Origin of the sequence: Arthrobacter sp. GAS37, assembly GCF_044908325.1 — a bacterium.
Classification (GTDB): Bacteria; Actinomycetota; Actinomycetes; order Actinomycetales; family Micrococcaceae; genus Arthrobacter; species Arthrobacter ramosus.
On sequence record NZ_JBIYDB010000021.1, the window covers coordinates 16110 to 37877 of the forward strand.

General features: G+C 61.4%; 23 protein-coding genes. 6 read left to right on the top strand and 17 right to left on the bottom strand.

Going from position 1 to position 21768, the window contains the following annotated elements:
- Positions 1-39 precede the first annotated feature (39 nt).
- On the top strand, positions 40-414 hold the full coding sequence (locus ABH924_RS16120; protein WP_404500350.1) for a hypothetical protein: 375 nt from the start codon (positions 40-42) through the stop codon (positions 412-414).
- Positions 415-479: 65 nt separating this feature from the next.
- On the opposite strand, the gene ABH924_RS16125 is transcribed toward ABH924_RS16120, so the two are convergent.
- From ABH924_RS16125 to ABH924_RS16155, 7 genes are all read right to left on the bottom strand, one after another.
- On the bottom strand, positions 480-809 hold the full coding sequence (locus ABH924_RS16125; RefSeq protein WP_404500352.1) for a hypothetical protein: 330 nt from the start codon (positions 807-809) through the stop codon (positions 480-482).
- Positions 806-1129, bottom strand: coding sequence for a hypothetical protein (locus tag ABH924_RS16130; protein ID WP_404500354.1), 324 nt, complete (start codon positions 1127-1129; stop codon positions 806-808). The genes ABH924_RS16125 and ABH924_RS16130 overlap by 4 nt, the downstream gene beginning before the upstream one ends.
- 62 nt (positions 1130-1191) lie before the next feature.
- A complete protein-coding gene (locus tag ABH924_RS16135) occupies positions 1192-1638 on the bottom strand; it encodes a hypothetical protein (protein ID WP_404500356.1) in 447 nt (148 codons plus the stop codon).
- 151 nt (positions 1639-1789) lie between these two features.
- The gene (locus ABH924_RS16140; RefSeq protein ID WP_404500358.1) at positions 1790-2173 is read right to left on the bottom strand and encodes a hypothetical protein; all 384 of its coding nucleotides are present in this window, start codon (positions 2171-2173) and stop codon (positions 1790-1792) included.
- 31 nt (positions 2174-2204) lie between these two features.
- Positions 2205-4160: a DNA cytosine methyltransferase gene (locus tag ABH924_RS16145; RefSeq protein WP_404500361.1), complete on the bottom strand. Its 1956-nt coding sequence runs from the start codon at positions 4158-4160 to the stop codon at positions 2205-2207.
- Positions 4157-4390 carry a hypothetical protein gene (locus ABH924_RS16150; protein ID WP_404500363.1) on the bottom strand — a complete coding sequence of 78 codons (234 nt, stop codon included), beginning with the start codon at positions 4388-4390 and terminating at the stop codon, positions 4157-4159. The genes ABH924_RS16145 and ABH924_RS16150 overlap by 4 nt, the downstream gene beginning before the upstream one ends.
- A complete protein-coding gene (locus ABH924_RS16155; protein ID WP_404500365.1) occupies positions 4387-4749 on the bottom strand; it encodes a hypothetical protein in 363 nt (120 codons plus the stop codon). The genes ABH924_RS16150 and ABH924_RS16155 overlap by 4 nt, the downstream gene beginning before the upstream one ends.
- Positions 4750-5078: 329 nt before the next feature.
- Here ABH924_RS16155 and ABH924_RS16160 point away from each other — a divergent pair, with 329 nt between their 5' ends.
- The gene (locus ABH924_RS16160) at positions 5079-5684 is read left to right on the top strand and encodes a hypothetical protein (protein ID WP_404500367.1); all 606 of its coding nucleotides are present in this window, start codon (positions 5079-5081) and stop codon (positions 5682-5684) included.
- Between the two features lie 63 nt (positions 5685-5747).
- Here the strand turns inward: ABH924_RS16160 and ABH924_RS16165 are convergent, their stop codons facing one another.
- Positions 5748-6155 (bottom strand): DUF6573 family protein, encoded by a 408-nt coding sequence (locus ABH924_RS16165; RefSeq protein ID WP_404500369.1) that lies wholly within the window; start codon positions 6153-6155, stop codon positions 5748-5750.
- 134 nt (positions 6156-6289) lie between these two features.
- On the opposite strand from ABH924_RS16165, the gene ABH924_RS16170 reads away from it, so the two are divergent.
- The 4 genes from ABH924_RS16170 to ABH924_RS16185 all read left to right on the top strand — a co-directional run bounded on the left by ABH924_RS16170 (position 6290) and on the right by ABH924_RS16185 (position 8411).
- Positions 6290-6841 carry an HAD domain-containing protein gene (locus ABH924_RS16170; RefSeq protein WP_404500371.1) on the top strand — a complete coding sequence of 184 codons (552 nt, stop codon included), beginning with the start codon at positions 6290-6292 and terminating at the stop codon, positions 6839-6841.
- A 114-nt stretch (positions 6842-6955) separates the two neighbouring features.
- Positions 6956-7678, top strand: coding sequence for an HNH endonuclease family protein (locus ABH924_RS16175; protein WP_404500373.1), 723 nt, complete (start codon positions 6956-6958; stop codon positions 7676-7678).
- 47 nt (positions 7679-7725) lie between these two features.
- Entirely contained in the window at positions 7726-8181 is a 456-nt protein-coding gene (locus tag ABH924_RS16180; protein WP_404500375.1) for a hypothetical protein, read from the top strand.
- Positions 8178-8411: a hypothetical protein gene (locus ABH924_RS16185; protein WP_404500377.1), complete on the top strand. Its 234-nt coding sequence runs from the start codon at positions 8178-8180 to the stop codon at positions 8409-8411. The genes ABH924_RS16180 and ABH924_RS16185 overlap by 4 nt, the downstream gene beginning before the upstream one ends.
- Positions 8412-9264: 853 nt before the next feature.
- Here ABH924_RS16185 and ABH924_RS16190 read toward each other — a convergent pair.
- The 9 genes from ABH924_RS16190 to ABH924_RS16230 all read right to left on the bottom strand — a co-directional run bounded on the left by ABH924_RS16190 (position 9265) and on the right by ABH924_RS16230 (position 21698).
- Positions 9265-9936 (bottom strand): hypothetical protein, encoded by a 672-nt coding sequence (locus ABH924_RS16190; protein WP_404500379.1) that lies wholly within the window; start codon positions 9934-9936, stop codon positions 9265-9267.
- Complete coding sequence (locus ABH924_RS16195) at positions 9933-10763, bottom strand: hypothetical protein (protein WP_404500380.1); 831 nt, start codon at positions 10761-10763, stop codon at positions 9933-9935. The genes ABH924_RS16190 and ABH924_RS16195 overlap by 4 nt, the downstream gene beginning before the upstream one ends.
- Before the next feature lie 401 nt (positions 10764-11164).
- Positions 11165-11536: a helix-turn-helix domain-containing protein gene (locus ABH924_RS16200; RefSeq protein ID WP_404500382.1), complete on the bottom strand. Its 372-nt coding sequence runs from the start codon at positions 11534-11536 to the stop codon at positions 11165-11167.
- A 115-nt stretch (positions 11537-11651) separates the two neighbouring features.
- On the bottom strand, positions 11652-11981 hold the full coding sequence (locus ABH924_RS16205) for a hypothetical protein (RefSeq protein ID WP_404500384.1): 330 nt from the start codon (positions 11979-11981) through the stop codon (positions 11652-11654).
- Positions 11978-13996: a cell division protein FtsK gene (locus tag ABH924_RS16210; RefSeq protein WP_404500386.1), complete on the bottom strand. Its 2019-nt coding sequence runs from the start codon at positions 13994-13996 to the stop codon at positions 11978-11980. Before ABH924_RS16210 ends, ABH924_RS16205 begins: the two co-directional genes overlap by 4 nt.
- Before the next feature lie 1366 nt (positions 13997-15362).
- The gene (locus ABH924_RS16215) at positions 15363-15974 is read right to left on the bottom strand and encodes a hypothetical protein (RefSeq protein ID WP_404500388.1); all 612 of its coding nucleotides are present in this window, start codon (positions 15972-15974) and stop codon (positions 15363-15365) included.
- On the bottom strand, positions 15971-17116 hold the full coding sequence (locus tag ABH924_RS16220; protein WP_404500390.1) for a transglycosylase SLT domain-containing protein: 1146 nt from the start codon (positions 17114-17116) through the stop codon (positions 15971-15973). Before ABH924_RS16220 ends, ABH924_RS16215 begins: the two co-directional genes overlap by 4 nt.
- Complete coding sequence (locus ABH924_RS16225; RefSeq protein WP_404500392.1) at positions 17113-19140, bottom strand: hypothetical protein; 2028 nt, start codon at positions 19138-19140, stop codon at positions 17113-17115. The genes ABH924_RS16220 and ABH924_RS16225 overlap by 4 nt, the downstream gene beginning before the upstream one ends.
- The gene (locus ABH924_RS16230; RefSeq protein WP_404500394.1) at positions 19137-21698 is read right to left on the bottom strand and encodes an ATP-binding protein; all 2562 of its coding nucleotides are present in this window, start codon (positions 21696-21698) and stop codon (positions 19137-19139) included. The genes ABH924_RS16225 and ABH924_RS16230 overlap by 4 nt, the downstream gene beginning before the upstream one ends.
- Between the last annotated feature and the right edge of the window lie 70 nt (positions 21699-21768).

Sequence of the window (21768 nt, forward strand, 5' to 3'; positions counted from 1 at the left end):
TGGGCAAGCTTGAATCCGAATGTTTGCTACTTTGGGAGGATGCCGAAGGATTCCCCCAGTGAGAAGTTGTCCAAGGAACTGGAGACGGCAATCAAGGTCTATAAGAACGTTCCAGGCCTGGAAATACTGCTGTTCCTCAAGGACAACGGACCCAGCACCTTCGGGCCCATCTTCAAGAACGTCACCGACCGGGTACGCATGTCCGTCAACCGGAACCTTGACCGGCTCGAAGACCTGGGGGTAGTCACCGTGGACCTCCCAAAGGGACAACGACTGCACTGTCACCCGAAATACGATGTGAATCGCACAGCGCTGGTCCAGATGGGACTCGAACTGGCAACCATGTTCATCGACAAGAACCATCAAGTGGCAATCATTGAAGTGGACACCACCCCGGACCTGGCCGGGGAGTGACACCGACCGGACGGCAGAATCTGCTCGGTTCGCGCGATGCAGGCGACCGGGCCGCTGCACCTGGTTCACCGGCCCAGTGCCTTGAGGCCCTCGAGAATCACCTGGCCCATTTCCCGGCGGAAGTTGAGCCCGTCATCATCCACTGCCGTATCAATCCAGATCCTGAGCACCGATGCCGGATGCTTCCCTTCCTCGCCATTCCCGGAAGAAAGAATCAACCCCGGATCAACCTGAACCGTGACAGGGCCGATACTCACTTCCTCAACGTCGGCAATCTCAAGACGCAAACCGTCCAAAAGCCTGGAGACTCTGTGTCCGGAAATTTCCACTATCTGCGGTGCTTCGCCGTCTGCTAGGTCATTCAGGGGCTGGGAAATACTCCTGCCATCGCTCATAGGTAAGCCACTTCGACGCGGAAATCGATGCCTTCCCCGGCGATAACGTGGAGTTCCTCGGGAAGGTTGTTGGGGGAATCGTTGACCTGGATGTATGAATGTTTACGCAGGGCCTCCCGGATGATCTCGCAGAGCTCCTCCGGGGTATCCGGATACGCGGTCTGAGCCGTTTTCTGAATCGGGCAACCCTGGCTGAAGGATTCAGCACGGATCCATCGTGCGCTGTGGGAACCTGTTGACTGCGCTTGGCAGGGCTCCCCCGGTTTTGCCTGGCAATAAGGGCAGGTAACCCGGCGCACGGATTCTTGGTCTTCTTCCATCCGGGGTCTTCCTCTCAAAGGAGTGGTAAGCGCGTTCTTCGCGGGTCTTGACCCTGCCGTATTCATCGGGAGACCACCATGTAGGGCACCCAGCCGTCAACCGCTTTGAAGGAATAGTCTGTTTCGGCCCAGGTTTCTTCGTCAGGCAGTTCAGGCCGGCCCCAGTAGAAGCCTCCGTTACTGAGCTCTTCCCTTTCCAGGAGTAGCTCGTCGATGTCTTCAGCACTGAAATTCGCCTCGATGAATTCCCGGAGGACTGGTGTTGCCACATCTACATCGTGGGTGCCCCAGACGACGAAGCTGTCGTGCTCGGTAGCCCAGGCTTGGAGATTGGGTGAGGTCTGTCCATCGGGGAGGATCTCTGTGGCTTTGTCCTGGGCCATTGCGGGCTCCGCAGATGCCGGGGCTGGGCGGCATGCCGCAAAGGGCCGTGATTGGTGGGCGCGGAGTCCGCGTTCTCCCTTGAAGATGCGGCCGCAGCCGGGGCAGGTGGTGTCGTTGCTGGTCATTGTTGGTCATTGCTCCTTTGTCCGATCACGGTCTGAGACGTATAAGACTTTGTTCGCCGGGGACTTGGTGCGCCCACCCTCTGGGCCCGGGCGCGGCAGTTGGGCTCCGGGAAGACGACGACAGCGGCGTGTGCGGCGGCCATGTAAATCGTCATTTCCGCGCCGCGTTGAGGCCGTGCATCCGGGCCCGGGCGGCGTCCAATTCCCCGGAGAGGCCTTCCCAGTTGCGGCCGAATAGCCGGGAGAGCCGTAGCAGGTGCAAACCCATCGGACGGTCGGACACTTCGTTCCAGTACTCGTGCCACACCCAAAGGCGCAGGCCACCGAAGTAGCCCTCCCAGTAGGAGTCGTCCACTTCGCCGACAAGGTCACGGAAGCTGGTGCAAGGAAGGCAGGTACTCGAGGCGTAAAACCCGCCATCGAAGATCCCCGACGCGTGCAGGTAACGCTGGCCCGCCTCGATGTGGTGTGCTCCTTCGTAGCACTGGTGCCGTTTTCTGGCGGTCCGCCACTCGGCATGCGTAAAGTCACTCATCGTCGGTACTCCTCGTCATCCTTGGTGGCCATCACGCAGCCGCCTCGCCGTGCAGAGCAGCGCGGAGCCGCCCGCCGATCCAGGCGCCGACCTGGGGGGATACGGCGTTGCCAAACCCGTCAACCTGGTCGCGGGCGGAGCCCCAGACCTTGAAGGTGCCCTTGTAGTCGCCGAAGTCGACGTCGAATCCGCATCCGCGGCCGACCTCGGCACTGCCCAGCATCCGGAAATAGCAATCTTCGAGCTTGAGATCTGCCAGAGCCTGCAGCCACTCTGTGGAGAGAAGGGCGGTGGTATCGCGGGATGTGAGTGTCACGAGCGGGTCATTCAGTGGGTGTGACGCGGTCTCAGTGCCAGTGGAACCGTTCTGCTCGTACCAGCCAGCGGAAAGCACCGCCTTCTCTTGCGTCGTCGTGTACGTGTCCATCAGTTGGGTGATGGACACGACATCGTCGTTGTGATGATGCGCAGCCAGCACCTGGCCTTTCGCCACCAGCAGGCCCGGGATCTGCTCGCTGGTGACGGTGGGCATCGGTTCGGCGTGCGTCGTCGGGATTGTGTGCTTCCTGTAGGGCAGGATGCCGCTGGAGAGGACGCCAAGGCCTCCGGATCCGGCGCCTCCGACAAGGGTTTCCATTGGATCGCCCAGGCTCCGGCTGGTGGCGTTGGTGCGATTGGGCAGCACCCGGACCGAAAGAACCCCCAGAGTCTCTGATCCGCCCTGTGTCGGGAGCGGCTGGTCGGCTCCGCGGGGCGCGCCTTGGAATTTGTCAACGGCCAAGGCGACGGGCGGTGTAAGTACTGCAGTTGAATTGCTGGCAGGTAACGTCCATAGCGGCTCGGACAGGTCCCTGGTGCGGCAGGTGGAGCCTGGCCGCTCGAAGGTGTTTGCCATCTGCATGATCGCCCGGGTGGAGAGGAGCGCGGTTTCCTGCTGACTGGTCTGGGTAGCCATCGGCTGCCACGGGTGCTTTTCGGATCCCCGCGTGGCTTTTGCTGGCATGAGCACGGCCGGGAACTCGGCAAACCTTTGCCGGCACCGCTCGGCCCGGGCCATGGTAGCGGTCGAGAGAGGACGCTTGCGATCACCGATACGGGTGCCCAGGTTGCGCAGGTCGAGTGACCTCAGGGAGTACCCCGACGGCGGAATGACCTCTGCATGGCAGGACCTGCACCGGTAAATGTACTGGGACCCGTAGCGCACGGTACCGGTTGGCGGAACACCCGTCTTCCACGCCTGCACAGCCTCCACGACAGAGCCGCAGCGGTGGCACCACGACTCGGGACGGTGTTCAAGGTCAGGGTCAGGGATGGATCTGTCCCAGAAACACCAATAAGCCCTGTCCCGGGACTGGTCGACGTCGAAAAACCTAGAGTTCAGGTAAAGGACACGGAATTTGTAGCCGAGGTTCTGGAATTGCTTGAGCCACCACCGGTAAGTAGAGCCGTCGCCCACTTTGCGCTTGCCAGGGACAAGATTCCCCCAGGATTGGAGTTCGGTGGTGCACTCGACGAGGATCAACCGTGGTTGATGCTGGGCCGCATAATGCAGCACACAATTGGCGGTAGCCCTGTCCCGTTCAGATCGAGTGACCCGGTCCTCGTAGTCGGGATCCTCCAAATCGAACAAGGACACGGCCTGCGCGTAGGCCTTCTTGGTGTTGGCTGACGAGTGATTGATGCAGCTGACACCGGCGACAAGCATGTCCGCCGGCGGGAGGTCGCGCGCGGAATGGTAGTCGGAAGACTCCTTGTTGATGAGGTCGGCGATCCAGTGCTCAGCGTATGGATGATTGGCTTCGTGGATCTCAACTTTGTAGGCGTTGTGGTTAGCGGCCATGATGGTCGTGAACCCGGCCCGCCTGATGCCCTCGGTGAGCCCCCCAAAGCCGGAGAACAGATCGACGGCGGTGGGGTCATCGTGGCGAAAGCGGCGCCGTCGAACAGCTGGCCGATGCACAGCAGTGCGCGCCGTGTTGCCCATCATGGCCTCCCCTCGAGCGCCTGGATTGCCGGGCACTCGCTCAGGGCGCTTTCAGCGTCATTGAGGATGTCGTCCTTTTCGCTGCAGCTCAGATCCGGCGCCCAGCCTGCTGACAAAGCCGCAGTCCTCAGCGGCTCGTCGAGATACGCGAGCCACTCGTCTGGAAATTCCTGGTGCGCTGGCAGCCGGGATGTCCCGTCAGCATTGGATCGGATGTGCTGGGCATTAGTCATTCGAAGCTCCTCCTTACAGGTCCTTTGGCAGATAGGAGTAGCCCGGTGGAGTCAGAAGTAGCAGCCGCATTCCGGACAATCTCAAGTACGCCGGCCGCGATCTCACTTGGGGTCAGGTGCAGGAGCAGGGGCCGGGAATTGGATTCGACAATGACCGGAACGGTATGTCCCTCAATGGTGACCAGGACGGGCCCGGAGGGAGCCTGCGACTCAATGAGTGCCGTTCCGGTGGGGGTTTCCACACGTATCCGGATCATCGAGTCCCTGGGCGCCGAAGCAACCTCGATAATCAGCCCGGCCGATTGCTTCCGAAGCGCAGCTTCAAGCTGTCGCCCGGCCGCTGTAGGTTTCATCATCATCCCCCCTTCAAAAATCAACGCTACATCTTGTATCATGGAAGTTCAATGATACATAGACGGTGATTTAAATTCATTGCTCTCATGGATGAGATAGTGTTCCAGGAGCAGAAGGAGTAGCGATGCAATGGACCATCCAAGGCAGGACGGCTGTCGGCGTTTGCCCCGCATGCTTTTCTACCTACGGGCCCACTGATGAAGCCGGAATTGATTCGCTCGACGCTCACCACGCGAAAAACTGCGTCGGCCAGCCTCCCGCCGGGATGCCTGCCGCGGTCAAGCGAAAAGCACAGCGTCTACTCAGCGGCAATTACTGACACAAGAAGGACAATATGGGCGAGCTCGAAGCCGACGAGGCAGCACAACTAGCAGGGATGACAAGAGCATCCTTCCTAACCCGCATGTCCCAGCTGAACGGGACCCCCTTTGAGTTTCGGCTGCCCAAGCAGCCGGGGCGGCGGGCCCGCCTCTACGATGAAGACCGGGTCCGCGAGTGGATCGCAGCCGGTCGGCCAGCACCCCCTTCCGTCTCGACCCCCGTCCGGACCGATGCTTCCACCGTGCAGGTCGAAGCATCCTACGATGGGGCCTCCTGGGTCCTTAGCACCAAGGACGGAGAGACTGCCTCCGCGGACACCCTGAACGGGGCGTCCGAGCAGCTGCGCATACTGCTTGCACGCTCCGTTCAGGGTGACCCAGGCGGTTTCAAGGTGAGAGTCCATTTCGACAGCGGCAACGAATCCGTCCAAAAATGGGAGGAATCCCGGCGGAAGCGGGAACAAGCCGCGGAATTACGTAAGGAAGCCACGCGCCTGGCGCACGAAGCCTGTGCTCACCTTTCCGAACAGGGCATTAGTCAGACCGACATAGCCCTGCTGTTCGGCGTCAGCAGGACTGTCGTCCAGCGGGCCCTCTCCGGAGTTCCTGAAACCGACTGACCCGGGACATACCAGGGGGCCGCAGGCGCATCGTTTGCCTGCGGCCCCCTGGTATGTCCCGGGTCAGTCTTCAGAGTCAAGCATGATCGTCAGGACGCACTCCCCGTCATCACCAGAGCTTGCCGAAACCACAAGACTGAGCTCCTCAGGCTCTTCGGCGCCGGTTACGTTGCGGACCCGGCACACGATGAATCCGAGGCGGTTGACCCGTTCCCGATTCGTCCTGATTGCGCGCTTGGCCATGACCAGTACATCGACAAGCCGGCCACTTTCATCCTGCCACTGCCCGTTTTCGACATCCCACGCAATCGCCTCATGCCACGCGGCGGCCGTCACGGCCACCGGACTGGTATAGCCCTCCCGTCCGGCCTGCTCGGTGACATCCCTGAGCACGCCGTCGGCGATAGCCTCCCCGCGGAGGTACACGTGGATGATGTCAAACGCTCCCGGGTTGATTTCATTCGATTCCATGGCTTCCCTTCCTCTCAACTGAACCTCTTATTCAATGATACTTCTTGTGGCATTGAATTTCAATGTTATTATTAGTTCATTGAAGTTCAGTTGAGCAATCCGGCATCCTCCCCAACAGGAAAGGAAAACACGCAATGACAACCCACCTATACCTGGACATCGACGGCGTGCTGAACGCCTGGCTGCGGGGCCCGAAATCCCCTTCCCTCTGGGACGGAGGCTACGAATTCCACCAATGCTGGTACGGCGAATACGTCGCGCCGGCGATGATCTCCCGACTAAATACCCTCATCGCCGAACACGGCATCACCGGGCACTGGCTCACCACCTGGATGGAAGCCGCTCCTATGTTCGGATCCCTCATCGGCCTTGAAGGTTCCGAAAGCTGGCCGGTCCTCGAGGCAGTCAAAGGAACCGGCCGGCACTGGTCGAAATGGAGCACCATCCGCAGACACTTCAATACGACCCAACCCGACGCCGCTCTCTGGATCGACGACGACCTGGCACTGAACCGGCGTGCACTCCGGTGGGCAAAAACCGCCGGTGTCCTCGCATGGGCGCCGAACGGCTTCCATGGAATCACTCCGGCAATGCTCGAGGACATCGAACAAGCCCTGGATACCGCAGCCCGCGAACCAAGTCACCAAGGGGACGTACCGCCAGCTGGAAACAGAGCCGGGACCTGAAACAATTCCTCCCCCGCTCTGCCTTCCATACTCCAAGACCCAGGCCTACTCCTGACTGTCAGAAGCATCCCGTCCGGAGACAGTCGGGGACATACCGGCCAAAGAGGAATCGCAATGATCTACCGGAAACACCGCCACACCACGGCCACGACTGCTGCCCGGTTATTCTGGGCCATCGTCGTCCCTGGACTAATCCTTACCTCGGCCACGGCCTGTACCCCGATCGACCGAGGAAGCGCTCAGGCAGCCCCCGCTGTTACTGGAACCGGCACCGCCGGGTCGACAGAATCGGCTATGGCGGAGCTGCGGACCATCGACGTGAAAGGGAGGGCACCGAAGAGCGGTTACAGCCGCGAGCTGTTCGGGCAGGCCTGGGCCGACGTCGACGGAACGGGTTGCGACACACGAAACCGGATACTCGCCCGCGATCTGACGGCGGTGAGTTTCAAACCCGGAACCCGCAACTGCGTCGTTGTCTCCGGCGCCCTGGCCGACCCTTATACGGGCAAAGACATCACCTTCACGCGCGGCTCCGGATCCTTGGCCGTTCAGATCGATCACCTCGTGCCCCTGTCTGATTCCTGGCAAAAGGGCGCCCGGGAATGGAACGCCGATACCCGGCTTCATTTCGCGAACGATCCTGAAAACCTTCTCGCCGTGGACGGCCCGGCCAACATGCAGAAGGGCGATGGGGACCTGGCGACCTGGCTCCCGCCGAACAAGTCCTACCGGTGCACCTACGCCGCCAAAATCGTGCACATCAAAGCCAAATACCGGCTCTGGATGACCACCGCCGAACACACCTCAGCCCAAACCATCCTCACCAAATGCAGCTGACCCTGCCGCAAGATGACAACCACCCACCCAAGGAAGGAACAAACATCATGACCATCACCCCAGCAGAGCGCCGGCGCCCCGGCTTCCTGACCGGCTCCCCGCACGGCACCAGGAACGAAAGAACATTCCTCGACCCCGCGGCCCCTACGGTACAAATCGCACCCGACCTGCTCGCCGCCCTCCTGACCACCAGCGCCCAGGCGGCAGCCTCGAACGTCGCGGAAGCCCAATGCGCCCAGACCGATGTGCACCTGGCACTCAAAACGGGAATGGCCGACGTCATCGCCAGCATCCTCAAAGCCGACGGAGGTGCCATCTGGGCCAGCCTCTACTTCCGCTCGTTCGCGGTCAACCTCCACAAATTCGAGTACGCCACTGCCCTGGAGCACATCAGCTGCGAGGCGCTGATGACTTTCCTGGCCAGCCGGCTGGAAAGCGACGCAGCAGTACCCGCAGGCGGTTGGCGAGATCTTCGGAACAAGATCTTCGGCGTACAGCCATGATTACGACCCAAGCGCTGCTCGCCCTCCAGGCATACCGCCACGGCGGAGGAAGCAACGGCATCCTCGATTGGATCATGCATGCCGCGATCTGGACGTTCGTCAGTCAGACCATCCACTTCCTGTTCCACGAATTCCCCCTTCTGGGATGGGCCGGCACAGCGGCCCTGGTTCTTGCCGTAATCATGTGGATCCGGATACGAAAGTTGACCCGGGAAGGACCGCGCCGGTGAACAATCCGTCGGGCCTCCTAACCCCACCGTCATCGCGGATGAGCACACCCAGTCCGCCGAACGGATCGAGTGCTACAACGGGTAGACGATTCACCAAAGGCCATCCGATATGCGGCAGAACATGACCCAGACGCGCCAACAGCGTTCCTCCTGATTTGCCCTGGCTGCGATTCCCAGGTGCCGCGCGGCGCGAAGAAGGCCGATGCGCTGTTGGAACGGGGAGCCGTAAAGCTGTAAACCATGATTTCAGCAACCGATAAGAGCTCTCCCTGAAGCGGTCCGGTCCGTGATGGTCGAGAAAGATTTGTTGGTTGAAGTTAGGGGATCCCGATACCCCCATCAGCTTTCTCATTGCCTTCCAACACGATCTGCGGGCCGCTCTTGAGCAAATCGTGAAGGAGCTTTGGCCTCAGAGTGAAGGGAGTTGACGTTACCCGGAAAATCTCTCATCCAAACCAGCCTTCCACCGCATCCATCAACTGTGAATCCAACTTTGAAGGTTGGGCCAGCAATAGCCGTCCTACCGGCGCCAGCTAAACCCGTCATAAGTCAGTTCAAGCGGAGCGTCATTGAGCGCTTCTGTTGATGCCCTAATACAAACGGTCGTGCTTCGATGCGTCGAGCGTTTCATACGGATTTCCGCTTGCAGTCTGCTAGCTTGTCAGCGGCGAATGCGACAGTCAGTTTCTTGATCGCTGGTTCAGGTAGTCCTGCACTCGCGTTTCGACGTATGCCACGTCGGGCCATTGAAAATCCCGGCAAGTTTCCTCAACCGCTGATGCCCGGATCCTTAGGAGGTCCGGAATTTGTGGATGCGATGGTCCCGGCAGCTGGCGGCAGAGAGAACGGCGCTTCATGGCTTGGCCATCCCCTGGGAGCAACCGCGTAGAGTCTTGTGCAGTTCATCGCTCAGGACACTTTCACGGGGCTTCCCGGACGTACGGTGACGCGCAATGAGAATGATAGTGACCATGGCTATTTCCTCGACGGAGCACAGTGCCGGGTAGAGCCAGGTCGTTACGGACCATTCCTGCACGGCAACGATCGCGAGCAGGAACTTCACGGCGGCGGCCGCGTAGACGCTGATTCCTTCGCCGCGGGGATCCTGGAGGACTTTCCCGACTGTGGGGATGAACCCGATCACCCCAACAGCGTTGGAGAGGATGACTGCCGTGGCCGGGTCACGCAACGTCACCAGCAGTGCCAGGGCCACGAGTGCCCCGGCCAGGCAGGCCCGGTCAGTCCGCGAGAGCGCACTCCAGGAACTGCGGAGGCTGGTACCTTTCAGGCCCAGGACCGTGATCAAGGCGCACCCGGCTGTCGTCACTGCCGTGACGGCGGCGGCAAGACCGGCACGACCATCGATCTGTCCCGCCAGTGACACGACGCCCAGAAGCGCCCAGATCATCCAAGAGACCGGGTTCGGGCGAACAGCCCCCTGGACTATACCCATCAGGTACGGGACGTATCCCAGGACACCGATGACGGCCGCAACAAGGCCCGCGACCATCTGGACCTCTGTCATCGCCGTGCAGTCCTGCGGGCAGCTGGCAGGTAGGGGGGCCATGGGTAGCCGCTGTTGCCTTGTGCCCGCCAGGCCTGCACGTTCGCGAAGGTGTAGTTCTCCAGGTGCAGATCCATGCTCTCGAACGTCTTCCTGGCGGCGGCCGTCCAGTTGGCTGGGAGGTTTTTCAGGTCGGGCCCGGTGATATGCGTGGAGTCGAGGTCTTCGATGGTGAACGGCTCGGGCAAAGAGGCGTTCATGTCCGCATGCAGGCCATCAGCCAAAGCGTCGAAATGCAGCAGGTCTGCCGGGTGCGTGGCTCTGAATTCGGAGTCGTATCGGAACGCGGTTGTGCGGACGGTGTCGGAGCCGAAGACTTCCTTCACGCTCGCCTGGACCTGCGTTTCCGTGGAAGAAGCGACCGGGTCAGGGGTGAGGGGTGTTGCTTGCCGTTTGCGCATGATGTTGGTGAGGATGTCGTTGGTGATCATCGCGGCCAGTGTGAAGACTCCGGTGATGACGAGGACCGGGTTGAGATGGTCGAGGACGTCGGTGATGCCGTCTCCGAGGCTGGTCGCGGCGGCGGGGTCCAGACCGTGGTGGGTTAAGGCCGTGTGAACCGCAATGTAGACGCCGACGAGCGCAAGCCCGGTCGTGGCGAGAGCAACCAGTACCACGAGGCTGGCTCCGTGGAAGAAGCGTGCAGCAATCCGGAATTGTTCCAACATGCGTACGTGCTGGTCGTTGCGGTTGCGGGGGTTCGCCCGGGCGCCGTGGAGATCGCGGACAAACGTGTTTGCGGCCCGGCGTGGACGGTTGGCTGATTCGAGTGATGTGTTCCTGGTCATGATCCGTGTCCTTGGCGGTTGGTGGGGCGTTTAGATGTCCTTTGCCAGAGAGGAGTAGCCCGGTGAAGTCAGAAGTAGCAGCCGCATTCCGGACAATCTCGAGTACGCCGTCCGCGACCTCACGCGAGGGGGCGGTATGTCCCTAGCGGTGCCCAGGACAGGACACGAGGAGACCTGCGACTCCGTTGGTCGAAGGGCTTGTTGAGGAGACGCCCTTCGCTTGTCGCGTCGATGCCTTCACGCCGGATGCGGCCACGATCCACTCCTTGACCTTGCATTGAGGAGTAGAAGGGGCACCCGTTATCCGGTGGGGGTTCCGGCCCGGGTGCCCCTCGGGAAGCTGGGGGAGCTTCCCTACCATCACAGCCAAGGGAAGCTGTGATGGATCCTGTGTGTCTGGATCAGCCGATCCAGGCATCGGGGATGCTGATCATCCCCCGCTGACGTTTGTCCAGAAGCAGCAGCCCGATCGCGCGCAGCTGCTCGGCAACCACTTCCACGTGATCTCTTCCCTCCATTGGAACGGTGAGGATTCGCTCGGCTTCCGCGACCCAAGTCTCGTGGACGTCTGTGGCTCCGGGGCTGACAATCTCCGTGAGCCGGCGTATCGCCTTGGGGGGAAGTTCCCCCGTGCCGCGCTGCTCCCAGTTGCCGATCGTCCGCTTCGTGAGGTTGAGCCGGCGCGCGAGCTCTGACTGGATCAACCCGGCCTCCACCCGCCAGCTGCGAAGCTCCTCGCCCGTCCTCGGGACAAGCCCCTGGTTTGCGCTCATCTGCCTGACACCCCCGTTATTAATCAACATTATATTGATTAATTTATGACCGTCGACGTCATTCGTCAAGGCCTGGCAGCAGCCGGGAACGGGACGTACCACCTGCTCGGCTTCGTCAGATGCGGTCATCGGTTGCCCGGCGGCGCAGCACCCTGACCCGGACGACATAGACCAAGGCGCCTAGTGCCAACAGGACGACCAGGCCCAGGATGAAGATCCGCCCGTAGTCGAGCCCGAATGCCTGACCATTGGGCAGCACGCCGATGGACCAGACCACGCCCTCGGTCACGACGACCTTTGTGTCGGCAAGCCAGACGAGAACCCTGCCCAGCAACCCGTTGACCAGGGCCAGTCCGGCACCGCTGACGACAAGAAAGACCCCGAAGGCGATCCACGCCAGGGTCTCCTTCGGATCGGTCTCTTTGGCGTTCATGTTGTTGCTCATGCTGCTTCCTCTGCTTCCTCCATGTTGTCGATGAGTTTGCGGACATCCAGTACGGTGCCGGTTGAGAAGACTTCCGTACCGGAGGCGTCGTCGTCGGTGCGCCAATCGAGACAGATTGCGCTGTCGTCCTCGGGATCTTCGTAAACGGCCTCGACGGATGCCCAGACATCGCCGTCCTCGTCGAGGCACACCAGGTCTCCGTCCTCCACGTCATCGACCCGGACGGATTCGGCTTCCCCGTACTCGAGGTCCCAGTCCGTGAAGGCCGGCGCTTCTTCCTCATCGTCCGCTTCCGCGGCGCCCGCCGCCGCGCCCTTATGGGCGCCGCTGGGTGAGGAAACTCCGTATTCCGGTGTCCAAGGGACGATCCGGGCGGTGGCCCAGTCAAAGTAAGTGATCTCGGGCGTGCCATCGCCGTCGATATCGGCCACGGACCCCGGGGCTACGACGTGGAGACGCGGGTGGATCGTCTCTGCAGGCTTGAGGCTTTCAAGGAGCTCGAAATCCTCGGGTTTGCGTTCCTTGGTGGCCTTGCGCGGGTCGGGGGTCCAATAGACCTGGACTTCGACGGGATCGCCGTTGTCGTCGCTGGTGATGCCGCGGCCGCGGGCTTGCTTCGGGAGGGAAGTCCCGGTGCGGGTGTCGCCCCACATCATCGTGGCCCCGTCGCGGGAAAGCTTGCCCATGGAAGCACGGGCGCCGAAATTGTCGCGCATGTCTCCGGTGAGGAATGCCGCGTCCGGGCGCTGCAATCCGATCAACAGGTGGAACCGGATGCTGCGGCCCCGGCTGGCGATGTCGCTGACGAGACCGAGTGCTTCCGGCTCGGTCGGGTCTCCTTTCACCTTGACCTTGCGGTAGAGGCGGGTCAGGTTCTGCTTGAAGGCCTTGAACTCGTCGACGCCAAGGAGCATCGGCTCGAAGTCCTCCTCCTGGGCCTCCTCCCGGGTGATCTGGCCGATGCGGGCTTCCATCAGTTCGTGAATCCTGTGGATGATCCGCACCTGCTCCATGATCGATGTTCCGACCAGCTGTACATTGGGCCACCTGCGGAAGCCGATGAATTCCGTGGCCTTGCCGTCGACGATCCACACCGGCCAGCCCTGGGCGCAGAACTCGGCGCAAATGCCGTGCATGAGGACTGTTTTGCCGGATCCGGAGGTCCCTGCCACGAGGAAATGCGGGTTGATGGCGGGGTCCCAGTAGTGGGTCTGCCCGTCTTCGTCGATGGCAAAGGGGATCCGGACCCGGTCGTAGTTCTCGATCGCCGTCCCAGGCAGCGGCGTGATGCGGGGATGCAGAACCGGTGATGGCAGAGGCTTGCGCCGCTCGTACACGACGACGTCGTTCTCGAGGTCCCATTTGGACCTCCACCGGCCCTTGAGGAATGCGGTGACGGTGGAGTCCACCTCGTGCCGGTTGAAGATACGGGCGAACCGCTTGTCGACGGTGTACTTGACTTCAAGACGGGAGACGTTGCCTTCTGCGTCCTGCCCGACTTCGGCGCTGGCGCCCTGGGTGAACGCCTTGCCGACGATGGCCTCCGCACGGCGGACAACCTCAGGAACCTCGGGAACCTCCGGAGCGATGACCTCGTCCTTGGGCGGGACCGCCTTGAGATGGATCCGTCCGCGGACAAGCCCGACGGCTGCCACCTTGTAGCGGGAACCGAAGAACCTCTCGACCGTGGCCAGCAGCCCCGCCTGGAACAGAGGATCATCCGCATTGATTGCGGCGTCGTACCTCAAGCTCATGCGCCCCGGATACCCCGTCGGCCAGCGCTTCCAATGGGAAAAACGGACCATGTTCCGCTGCGGCCGGACCGGGCGGCCGGCCAGCTGCTGGCACACTGCCTCGGTGAACCTGTCGGCCAGGGCACCCCGGCGTTCCTCTCTGAGACCGAACACAATGACCGCGGCCGTCGACAGGGCACCGACAACAGCCAGTGCCACTGCCCAAGGTTGATCTGCGATGACCTGCCACCCGGCCAGAGCCACGGACACGGCTGCAACCATGAAAGCACTCTTGGGCCAGCGAACCGTGCGAGGGGGAAGACCATATTCTGCTTCTGCCAGCGGCGGAGCTGGTGCTCTCTTCATGGGGATCCTTTCCTCGACCTCTTTCCTGTAGGAGTAGGCCAGGCTGCAGCAAGTTGGCAGGTTCCTGGTCCGCTAATTCCGTCCCGGCATATCCCTGCCCCCTGCTGCCCGACCGACCCGGATCGTTGCCGCCCACTTGACAAGGGCGTTAGGATCGGAGCGGAACTCCTTCCGGAGTCAGTGCTGACCCGATCCTAGAGGCCCCTTTCCCAGCGTGAGCAGCACTACTTGCCCACCTCATCTCCTCATGAATGTCCTCACCTCTCTCCTGCTGACAACAAAAGGTGCAGGAAAGGAACGGTTCCGGACCGCCAGGGAGGAAAAATCCGGTTGCTATTAACTTGACAAGGTGATTAGACTCGGCAAGGAGTCGTGGCCTTCACGGTCCGACCTCCGCAGACTCCGAGTCTCTATCTCCCCTTCTCTGCGTTAGCAATATGTCTCCAATGCGTATTGAACCCGCATGAATGAATCCCCCTGGTGTCCTGTCTCATCCAAGGTGGCCCAACATCACTACAGTTGGCCCACCCCGCCAATCTGTCTCACTACGGTTGACCTAACGGTCAAAATTCCTTGTATTGCCCCGGTTTTTGGATCGACAGCTCACCCAGGGATTCTTCCCTTTGGTCCAACTGTAGTGAGACGAAATCGCAAAATTTGTCTCACTACAGTTGACCCAACCCCCGAGATTCCGGGGTTTACGTGGGTCAACTTTAATGAGACGGGACACCTGGCGGCGGCCCGCGACACCTGGCCCCTGACTAACGTCGGCCACCACTCACTCAGCCTTGGATCATCCCGGCTCACTGCCCTGGGTCGCTACTTGATGCACACCTTGTTGTCACCTATTTGCGCACCTGGGGCGCACCCCCCCAGTGCTGCTTTGGTGCAGTACCAGGGCATGCCCCGGGTGATCGGACAGTAGGAATTCAGTCAGATATCGTCGGTGCCTGGGTGGGGGCCATGGTTGGACCCTTTGGGTCACGGGGGCTTAGCTTGCGGTGATATCCCCCCATGGAGTTGATGCGCCGCTCCTTCAACAGTGGTGGTCGCCTGGTACCTGACTGCCACGATTCCCGCCCCCCGGCCATGGCCCGGCAAGCTGCTTGGGCAAGGGCAAGGGCATGGGCATGGGCAAGGGCCACTTGCCGGGGATGATAAGGATCAGGGCTGCCACAATGATGTTCCGGCAGCCAGCCGTGTACCGGGGGTTTCGCGGTTCGCCGTCAGGGTCCGGGGTCACTTACGGGTACGGCCCCTTCAGAGTCTCCCGGGGTTGCGGTTATCCCGGGCTCGGTGGTTGCAGGGAATCAACTTTCCAGTCCCCGCTTTCGGTGGATCTGTGCAGGTTCAGACGCCACTGTCCGTCGTTGGTGGGAATGCTGGCCCACGCCCAGTATGGGTTCGTTTCCCATCCCGGTTCCAGGGTGGCAGGTCCCACGATGTTCTTCAGCGACAGGTGGGTTGGGTCGGCTTTGGACCAGAGGGCCTTGGCATGGTCGGTGAGCTTGTTTCCGATGGCGGTCATCATCGCCTGGTTGCTCTGTTGGGACTGGGGGTCTGCCAGGTCCTTGATGACCTCCGTCGCTATGCCCAAGGCTTCCTTGCGGGCTTGGGGGGTCCATTCCAGCGGTTTGGGGTTGTTCTCACTACCCATGGGCGGCTGGGCCGGGGCGGTGAGTTTCGCGTCCGCTGGAAGGGTGATCGCCGGGGATGGCGTTCCAACTGGAGGGCTCGCGGTGGGTGCCGGAAATCCCGGGGATTGGGGCTGCTCCGCTACCTGTGATTCCGGGGCTGAAGCATCCCGTGGTGCGGTAGTGCCGCACTGGGTAAACAGGATTGCAGTGGCGATGCCCAAGGCCAGGGCGAAGACTGCCAGGAGAATCTTTTTCATGCAGCCATTTCTCCGGATGGAAGGTACAGGAACCTCGACGGGGCATTGTTGGCTCTGATGATCGTGTAGTACCGGTGATCATTCGGGAGCATGTTGTACCCCTCTTCGACGAAGGTTCCGTCGCTGCGGACTTCCTTGACGATGGCCACATGCCCGCGGGCACCGCCGCCGATGGCTGCTGACCCGCCGGCGTACCAGACGACCGCTCCGACGCGGGGTTCGGTGCCGGTGGGCCATCCTTTGACCTGCCACCCGTTGAGCCATGTTGAGGCATCACCGAGGCGGTTGCCGTCGCCGCGGAAGCTCGTATTGACGTATTTGAGGTTTTGGACGCTGCCGCCGAGTTGTTGGTTTACGCGCCACATGGCGAAGTCGACGCATTCACGGTTGTAGAAACCCTGCGGGGACTCCGCCCCGGGTGGGCAGGTTCCTCCGATAGGGCAGTAAGCGGCGGTGGGCCAGGGGTAGTCGTCTTTGCCGGTGACGGTTCCGGCGGTGGTTTCGCATCCGGTGTTATTGCTTGCCGGACGTGCTTTGTATTCCGGGCTGTCGTTGGAGGCCCCATATTCTTTGGCGTATTCCTTGATGCGGGTGACGTATCCCTGGGTTTCCTGGAAGGGTGGTATGCCTCGCCAAGTCTGTACGTTGCCCCAGCCGGCGTTGTACCCGGCGAAGGCCAGTTCCAGAGGTGTGCCCGGGTATCCGGAGTTCTTTGCCAGCTCGAGGAGGTGTGCCATGAACCTGCCCTGTGCTGCAATCGCGGCGTGGGGGTCTGTGGGGTTCCCGGTTCCCCACTGGGTCCAGGTGCCGGGCATGAACTGGGTCAACCCGGAGGCACCCGACTGTGAGACTGCCGTCGGGTTCCATCCTGACTCCTGGCGGATCTGGGCAGCCAACCAGGGCACCGGAATACCGGAAGCTTCGGAGGCTTTCTGCAGATCACCCAGGTACTGCTGCGGGATCCCTTTGCCGGCCTGACTGACTGTTCCGGGCCCTGCTGGAACGGAACAGTCCAGTTGATCCTTTGGTCCTCCATGCAGAGGGGCATTTATGGCGGCAGTGGTGGCAAGCCCTATCAGCGAAGCCATTCCGATGCCAAGTGCCAGGACGGCGGCGACGAGCCCGGCAAGGATCCGTTTCACAACAAGAACCGTGTCACCGGTTTGGAAGCAGTCCTGGAAGCCAGGCGCGCAGCGAGAGACTCAGCCCGGGCCGTGCGGGTGGGCGCGGAGGTAGAGGATGGTGGGTCGATGATGATGCCTTCGAGGGGCCGGTCCACGACAGCTTTTCCGGTGGGGTCTTTCCGGATCCGGTTTGGGGACTGCAGCATCTTTGCTCCCTGTTGGATGGTGCGGGTTGTTTTGATGATTTTTCCGGCAGCTTGAGCTGCGGGGTGTGGGATGAACTGGGCTGCCGTTGCTGCGATATCGAGCATCTGACCGACTTTCTCCCCTTTTTTGCCGGCAGTCGTTCCAGCGGGGGTAGGGCCTGCGGGTAGTCCTTTGGGGCCGGTCGGTGACGGCGGAGTCGGGCCTGGTGTTCCCGGGTTGCCGGGGCCCGTGGTGAGTTGTTTTCTTACGGAGGGTCCCAGGGCGTTACGCAGGGGAAAACCGGTCCCTTTCTCGCCCAGGTCCACCAGCGGCGAATGTGGCGGGCTGTAGGACGGCCCGGGCCTCGCGTCCGGGTTGTTCTTCTTGGCATTTCGGCGGCGGTCCCGGATGGCATCGCGTGCGATGTCTTTCATGAGAGGTTTGCCTTGGTCCCAGGCGCGGCTGAGGAGGCCGGGGCCGACGGGTGTGGGGTCTGCTCCGGTGAGTTTGGCCAGTTTCTGGGCGAGCTTTTCGCCGGCTTTGTTTGCGCGGCGTTTCATGACGATGAGCCAGATGATGAAGAGCAGCACCATGAGATCAACGAAGAGCATCTGCGTTTGCAGGCCCAGGGGGGAGGTTACCACCATGACGAAGGTGATTAGCTTCATCCAGGCGGCGAGGAACACGGTGGAGAGGACGAGCAGCCCGAGTGCCACTCCAATGTTGACGAATGCCCGCCAGAAGGACATCCGCATGGGGCCGACTATTGCGAAGACACCTTTGACGGTGCTGGTCAGGGCGTTCCAGAGCGCGGAGAAGCCGTTCCAGAGGGCGAAGATCGCCATGCCCCAGCCGATGAGGTTCAAGGCAATGGTGCCTGTGCTGACAATGAAGGCGTTGAGGACTTTGTTGGGGAACGGGGATTCAACGAAGAATTTGGCGTCTTTGTCGCAGTCACCAACGGCGTTGCGGACTGCTGTTTCACCGACGTCCAGGGGATTCCGTTCCTTGATCTTGGTGTCAAAGATTGCGGAACATTCGGCACTCAGGGGCTTGCCGAAGGTAAGGGTGATAGCGGGGAGTCTGACGAAGACGTCCGAAATCTGGGTCATGACAGTGTCGGTGAGGACCTGGTCTGCCGGGATACTGGTGCTCGGGCAGGTGGCCGCCTGGATGCCTTGTGCCGCGTTCAGGCCGGCATTGCGGCTGCATGTGGGGTCGTTGGTGATGGCCAGGGACAGCTCTCCGCCCCATGTTTTGGCTTTGGTCAGGAACCCGTCCGGACCGGTGATCGAAGCAACGGGGTTGGCCAGCACGGTAGTGACCAGAACCGCGATCAGCCCGGCCGCGAACCACTCACTGATCCCTTGGGCGAGGCGTCCACGCATGATCATCACGGATCCGAAGATCCCGGCCACCAGTATGGCCAGAGGTACGATGCCCAACTGGTTCGTGAGGTTCTGCAGATTGGTGGCGAACCCCTGCACGGGTGTGGCCAGCCAACCGACCCACTCGAAGGCCAGCAGCATCTTCAAGATCGCCAGGAACCACGAAATGTAATAGATATGCCCTGCCCAGATAATGTCCGTGATCAGGGAAATAATGCCTTTCTGCCACGTCCAGGCATCGCCGCGGTCCAGAGGAAGAGTCGCATACTGGGCGATGCTGATTCCGTGGGAGTCCCGGATGTTGGTCGGCAGACCGATGAAAGCGGTGACCTGCCCTCCCGTATCGGCGTGCGCCGCGGCGGCGCCGGCGACGATGAGGGCAAACCACAGCAACAGGCCTTTGCCCGTACGGGCGGCGAAACAGTGCCGGGAATTCCAGTGGGCCAGCCTGTCCCAGAGCATGTTCATGCCGGTGCCCCTGCCGGGGATGAGCCCGGGCTGTCGTGCCCTGCATCCTTCCGCTTGGGAGGGGTCGTCAGCACAGCCGCAGTGCGGGCAGGGTTATGCGGGGTCAGGATCCGGAGTTTCCCGATCCGTAATTTGTGGTCCCGGACGTAGCACTCACCGCGGCGATCTTCGGCGACTTCGTCATTGGCTCCGTAGGGTGAAACATTTGTCATGACGTCTTTGACCATGGCTGCGTGCTCGGAGCTTCCTCGGTCGAGACCCAACCAGAACACGTTGTTCTCGGCGATTCCCTTACCGCGGGCACGGAAAACGAACCGGATCGGGATCAAATCCTGCAGGACCTTGGAGCCGAAATCCTCAGTGGCATCGTGGGAACCAAGCGCGACGGCCGCCTTGTGCTTGCGCCCGTAACGGACCACATCACAGATTTCCTGCTCCCCCTCGGGGCTGCTCGTCATGTGGTGGCACTCGTCACAGATCATCAGAGCTTCCTGGGAATCATCCCGGTAAAGGGCGTACCGGCCAACGAATGCCAGCAGGGCGTAGATTGCCCGGCCGAAGATCTTCTCCAGCGTCATGTCTTCTTTGAGCGCCTGGTTGGACAGTTCAACCTTGTTAGGCAGTTGCAGGCCGTGAGTACAGAAGACCAGGGCGCGGTGATCCAATGGCAATGGAGGCAGGGACTCGTCAAAGAGAACCGCACCGTAGTTCGTGGAGGAAATCGTGTTCATCCTGCCCAGAAGTGTTTGGGCCATCTGCGGGTTCTCTGCCGGCAACCCTGTCTTGCGTTGCCGTAAGTGTTCCATCAGCTTCGTCAGGGACAGAATCCCGTGTTCCTTCATGTATGCCGGGTCCAGCATCAGCCCTACGAGAGCCCCCTCGTTGCTCTGAGGCCGGATTCCCCAAAGGAGCGTGAACAAGGTGATTACCATGCGTTTGGCCTCCCCTGGCGCAAAGTTCCGCAAGGGGTCCAGCGTGTATGCGGGGTTGATGATGTCCAGGATCGCCGTGGACAAGGCATCCAGGCTTTTGGCGAAGAATCCCCATTCCTGGTTGTCGGAGTGGTCGATGATGACCAGCAGGCCGTTGCGGTCGAAGATGTGCGAGGCAGCGGTTTTCAAGGCCACGGACTTGCCGCCGCCGTTTTCACCGACCACGCCGAAGGACCCGGATCCGTCCTTCTCCATGGCCTCACCGATCTGCAGGAGGAAGGGGTTGGGACGGCCCAAGGAGATGTTCATCCCGAACAGGAATCCGGTCTCGTGTCCCAACGGGGAGGAATTGATAGGCAACGACGTCGAAAACTCGGCCCCGGAAGTCACCTGCTCCACCTCGGTGACGTGCCGCGACACCGGGATCCCGGGGACCATCGCCCACCACAGTGCTTCCTGGCCGCCGAGAGGTGCCTCAAAGGTGAACTCGACCCCGTCAAAGAACGCCGCCACGTAGTCGGCCTTGGCCTTGGCCGTTGCAGCATCTGGACCGCCGGAGGCGAAAATGACCGTCGCTTTGACCTCCACCTCACTCTCGGAGGCCGACAGTGATTTGTTCAGCCCTGCCAGGGCTGCGGCGCTTTCGTCCACTTCATTGGAGGACCCTGTGATGCCCGTGTCATCCCCGCGCTGGATGTACTGGTCCTTGAGGTTGTTTTCAGCCCGGCGATTTGCCTGGAGGGCATCGCGTGCCTTCTGGATGGTGAACCGGATAACGAAGTCCGTGTCTACCGGAAGTTCACTCAATTGCCGGAGGAACTCGATCCCGGGAAACTCCCATCCTCCCTTCGGCGATGCTGTGAGGTACTGGAGCACCTGATAGGAGATATGGCCCTTGTGGTTGGCGACCTTCAGATAGTTGCGTGAGAAGGGGTTGAGGCGGGTTCTTACCGTGTGGTCACTCTGTGCCCCTTCGTCAATCCACGGTTCAGTCATGATGCGGCCTGGAACGAAGCGTTCCGTGTCTGCTGCGTTGATGTCGGGCAGTTGCGGATCCAGGTAAAGCCCGCGAAGCTGCATGTGCTCGTTGATCCACGCCAGATCCTGCGGTGAAGCGGGGACCGGGTTGAACTCGCTCGGGATATGCCGCTGGATTGCATCCGCTTTGGCTTGGGCCCGGATGAGCGCCGTCCCGGATGGTTCCCACCGGGGAAGCCCAAGAGCCGCCTGTGCCTGCGCCGTGGCGGATGTGGCGACGTTCCTTAGTTTGTCCAAGGGGGTACGGTCGTTCAGCGGGATGGCCAGCCAGAAGTAGCGCTCCCCCATATCGGTGGATTCCAGCGCCTCAAGCGCGTGCTCCGCTTCGACTGCGGCCCCCGGGGCGGCGTCCAGATCAACCCCGTCCAATGTCCGCTCGATGACCTCTGCGGGGTCGGCCGAGGATGCCAGGCCCAGCAGGACCGGTTGACCGGTAATGGATTTGAGAAGGGCATGGTGGGATTGCCGGGAGCTTTCCTTCCCTTCAGCACTGTTGGTGCCCTTCTCACTGGGCATGATCCGCCACAAGGCCCAGATCACCCCGTGTTCGGTGAACATCAGGTTTCCGCGGATGGCGATCGCCGGCATTCTCATCGTCGTTGCGGCGTGGAAGCCCCGGGCTTTAGTCCGGGGAGGAAACGCCGCTTCCTCCATTCGT

What these genes read in the sequence shown, in the direction of transcription:
- ABH924_RS16150 (WP_404500363.1), bottom strand. Translation starts at nt 4,390, where the DNA reads ATGACTAATGCCCAGCACATCCGATCCAATGCTGACGGGACATCCCGG.
- ABH924_RS16130 (WP_404500354.1), bottom strand. Translation starts at nt 1,129, where the DNA reads ATGGAAGAAGACCAAGAATCCGTGCGCCGGGTTACCTGCCCTTATTGC.
- ABH924_RS16135 (WP_404500356.1), bottom strand. Translation starts at nt 1,638, where the DNA reads ATGACCAGCAACGACACCACCTGCCCCGGCTGCGGCCGCATCTTCAAG.
- ABH924_RS16145 (WP_404500361.1), bottom strand. Translation starts at nt 4,160, where the DNA reads ATGATGGGCAACACGGCGCGCACTGCTGTGCATCGGCCAGCTGTTCGA.
- ABH924_RS16175 (WP_404500373.1), top strand. Translation starts at nt 6,956, where the DNA reads ATGATCTACCGGAAACACCGCCACACCACGGCCACGACTGCTGCCCGG.
- ABH924_RS16155 (WP_404500365.1), bottom strand. Translation starts at nt 4,749, where the DNA reads ATGATGATGAAACCTACAGCGGCCGGGCGACAGCTTGAAGCTGCGCTT.
- ABH924_RS16125 (WP_404500352.1), bottom strand. Translation starts at nt 809, where the DNA reads ATGAGCGATGGCAGGAGTATTTCCCAGCCCCTGAATGACCTAGCAGAC.
- ABH924_RS16190 (WP_404500379.1), bottom strand. Translation starts at nt 9,936, where the DNA reads ATGACAGAGGTCCAGATGGTCGCGGGCCTTGTTGCGGCCGTCATCGGT.
- ABH924_RS16165 (WP_404500369.1), bottom strand. Translation starts at nt 6,155, where the DNA reads ATGGAATCGAATGAAATCAACCCGGGAGCGTTTGACATCATCCACGTG.
- ABH924_RS16195 (WP_404500380.1), bottom strand. Translation starts at nt 10,763, where the DNA reads ATGACCAGGAACACATCACTCGAATCAGCCAACCGTCCACGCCGGGCC.
- ABH924_RS16200 (WP_404500382.1), bottom strand. Translation starts at nt 11,536, where the DNA reads ATGAGCGCAAACCAGGGGCTTGTCCCGAGGACGGGCGAGGAGCTTCGC.
- ABH924_RS16170 (WP_404500371.1), top strand. Translation starts at nt 6,290, where the DNA reads ATGACAACCCACCTATACCTGGACATCGACGGCGTGCTGAACGCCTGG.
- ABH924_RS16140 (WP_404500358.1), bottom strand. Translation starts at nt 2,173, where the DNA reads ATGAGTGACTTTACGCATGCCGAGTGGCGGACCGCCAGAAAACGGCAC.
- ABH924_RS16230 (WP_404500394.1), bottom strand. Translation starts at nt 21,698, where the DNA reads ATGCCGGCGATCGCCATCCGCGGAAACCTGATGTTCACCGAACACGGG.
- ABH924_RS16225 (WP_404500392.1), bottom strand. Translation starts at nt 19,140, where the DNA reads ATGAACATGCTCTGGGACAGGCTGGCCCACTGGAATTCCCGGCACTGT.
- ABH924_RS16205 (WP_404500384.1), bottom strand. Translation starts at nt 11,981, where the DNA reads ATGAGCAACAACATGAACGCCAAAGAGACCGATCCGAAGGAGACCCTG.
- ABH924_RS16185 (WP_404500377.1), top strand. Translation starts at nt 8,178, where the DNA reads ATGATTACGACCCAAGCGCTGCTCGCCCTCCAGGCATACCGCCACGGC.
- ABH924_RS16215 (WP_404500388.1), bottom strand. Translation starts at nt 15,974, where the DNA reads ATGAAAAAGATTCTCCTGGCAGTCTTCGCCCTGGCCTTGGGCATCGCC.
- ABH924_RS16180 (WP_404500375.1), top strand. Translation starts at nt 7,726, where the DNA reads ATGACCATCACCCCAGCAGAGCGCCGGCGCCCCGGCTTCCTGACCGGC.
- ABH924_RS16120 (WP_404500350.1), top strand. Translation starts at nt 40, where the DNA reads ATGCCGAAGGATTCCCCCAGTGAGAAGTTGTCCAAGGAACTGGAGACG.
- ABH924_RS16160 (WP_404500367.1), top strand. Translation starts at nt 5,079, where the DNA reads ATGGGCGAGCTCGAAGCCGACGAGGCAGCACAACTAGCAGGGATGACA.
- ABH924_RS16210 (WP_404500386.1), bottom strand. Translation starts at nt 13,996, where the DNA reads ATGGTTGCAGCCGTGTCCGTGGCTCTGGCCGGGTGGCAGGTCATCGCA.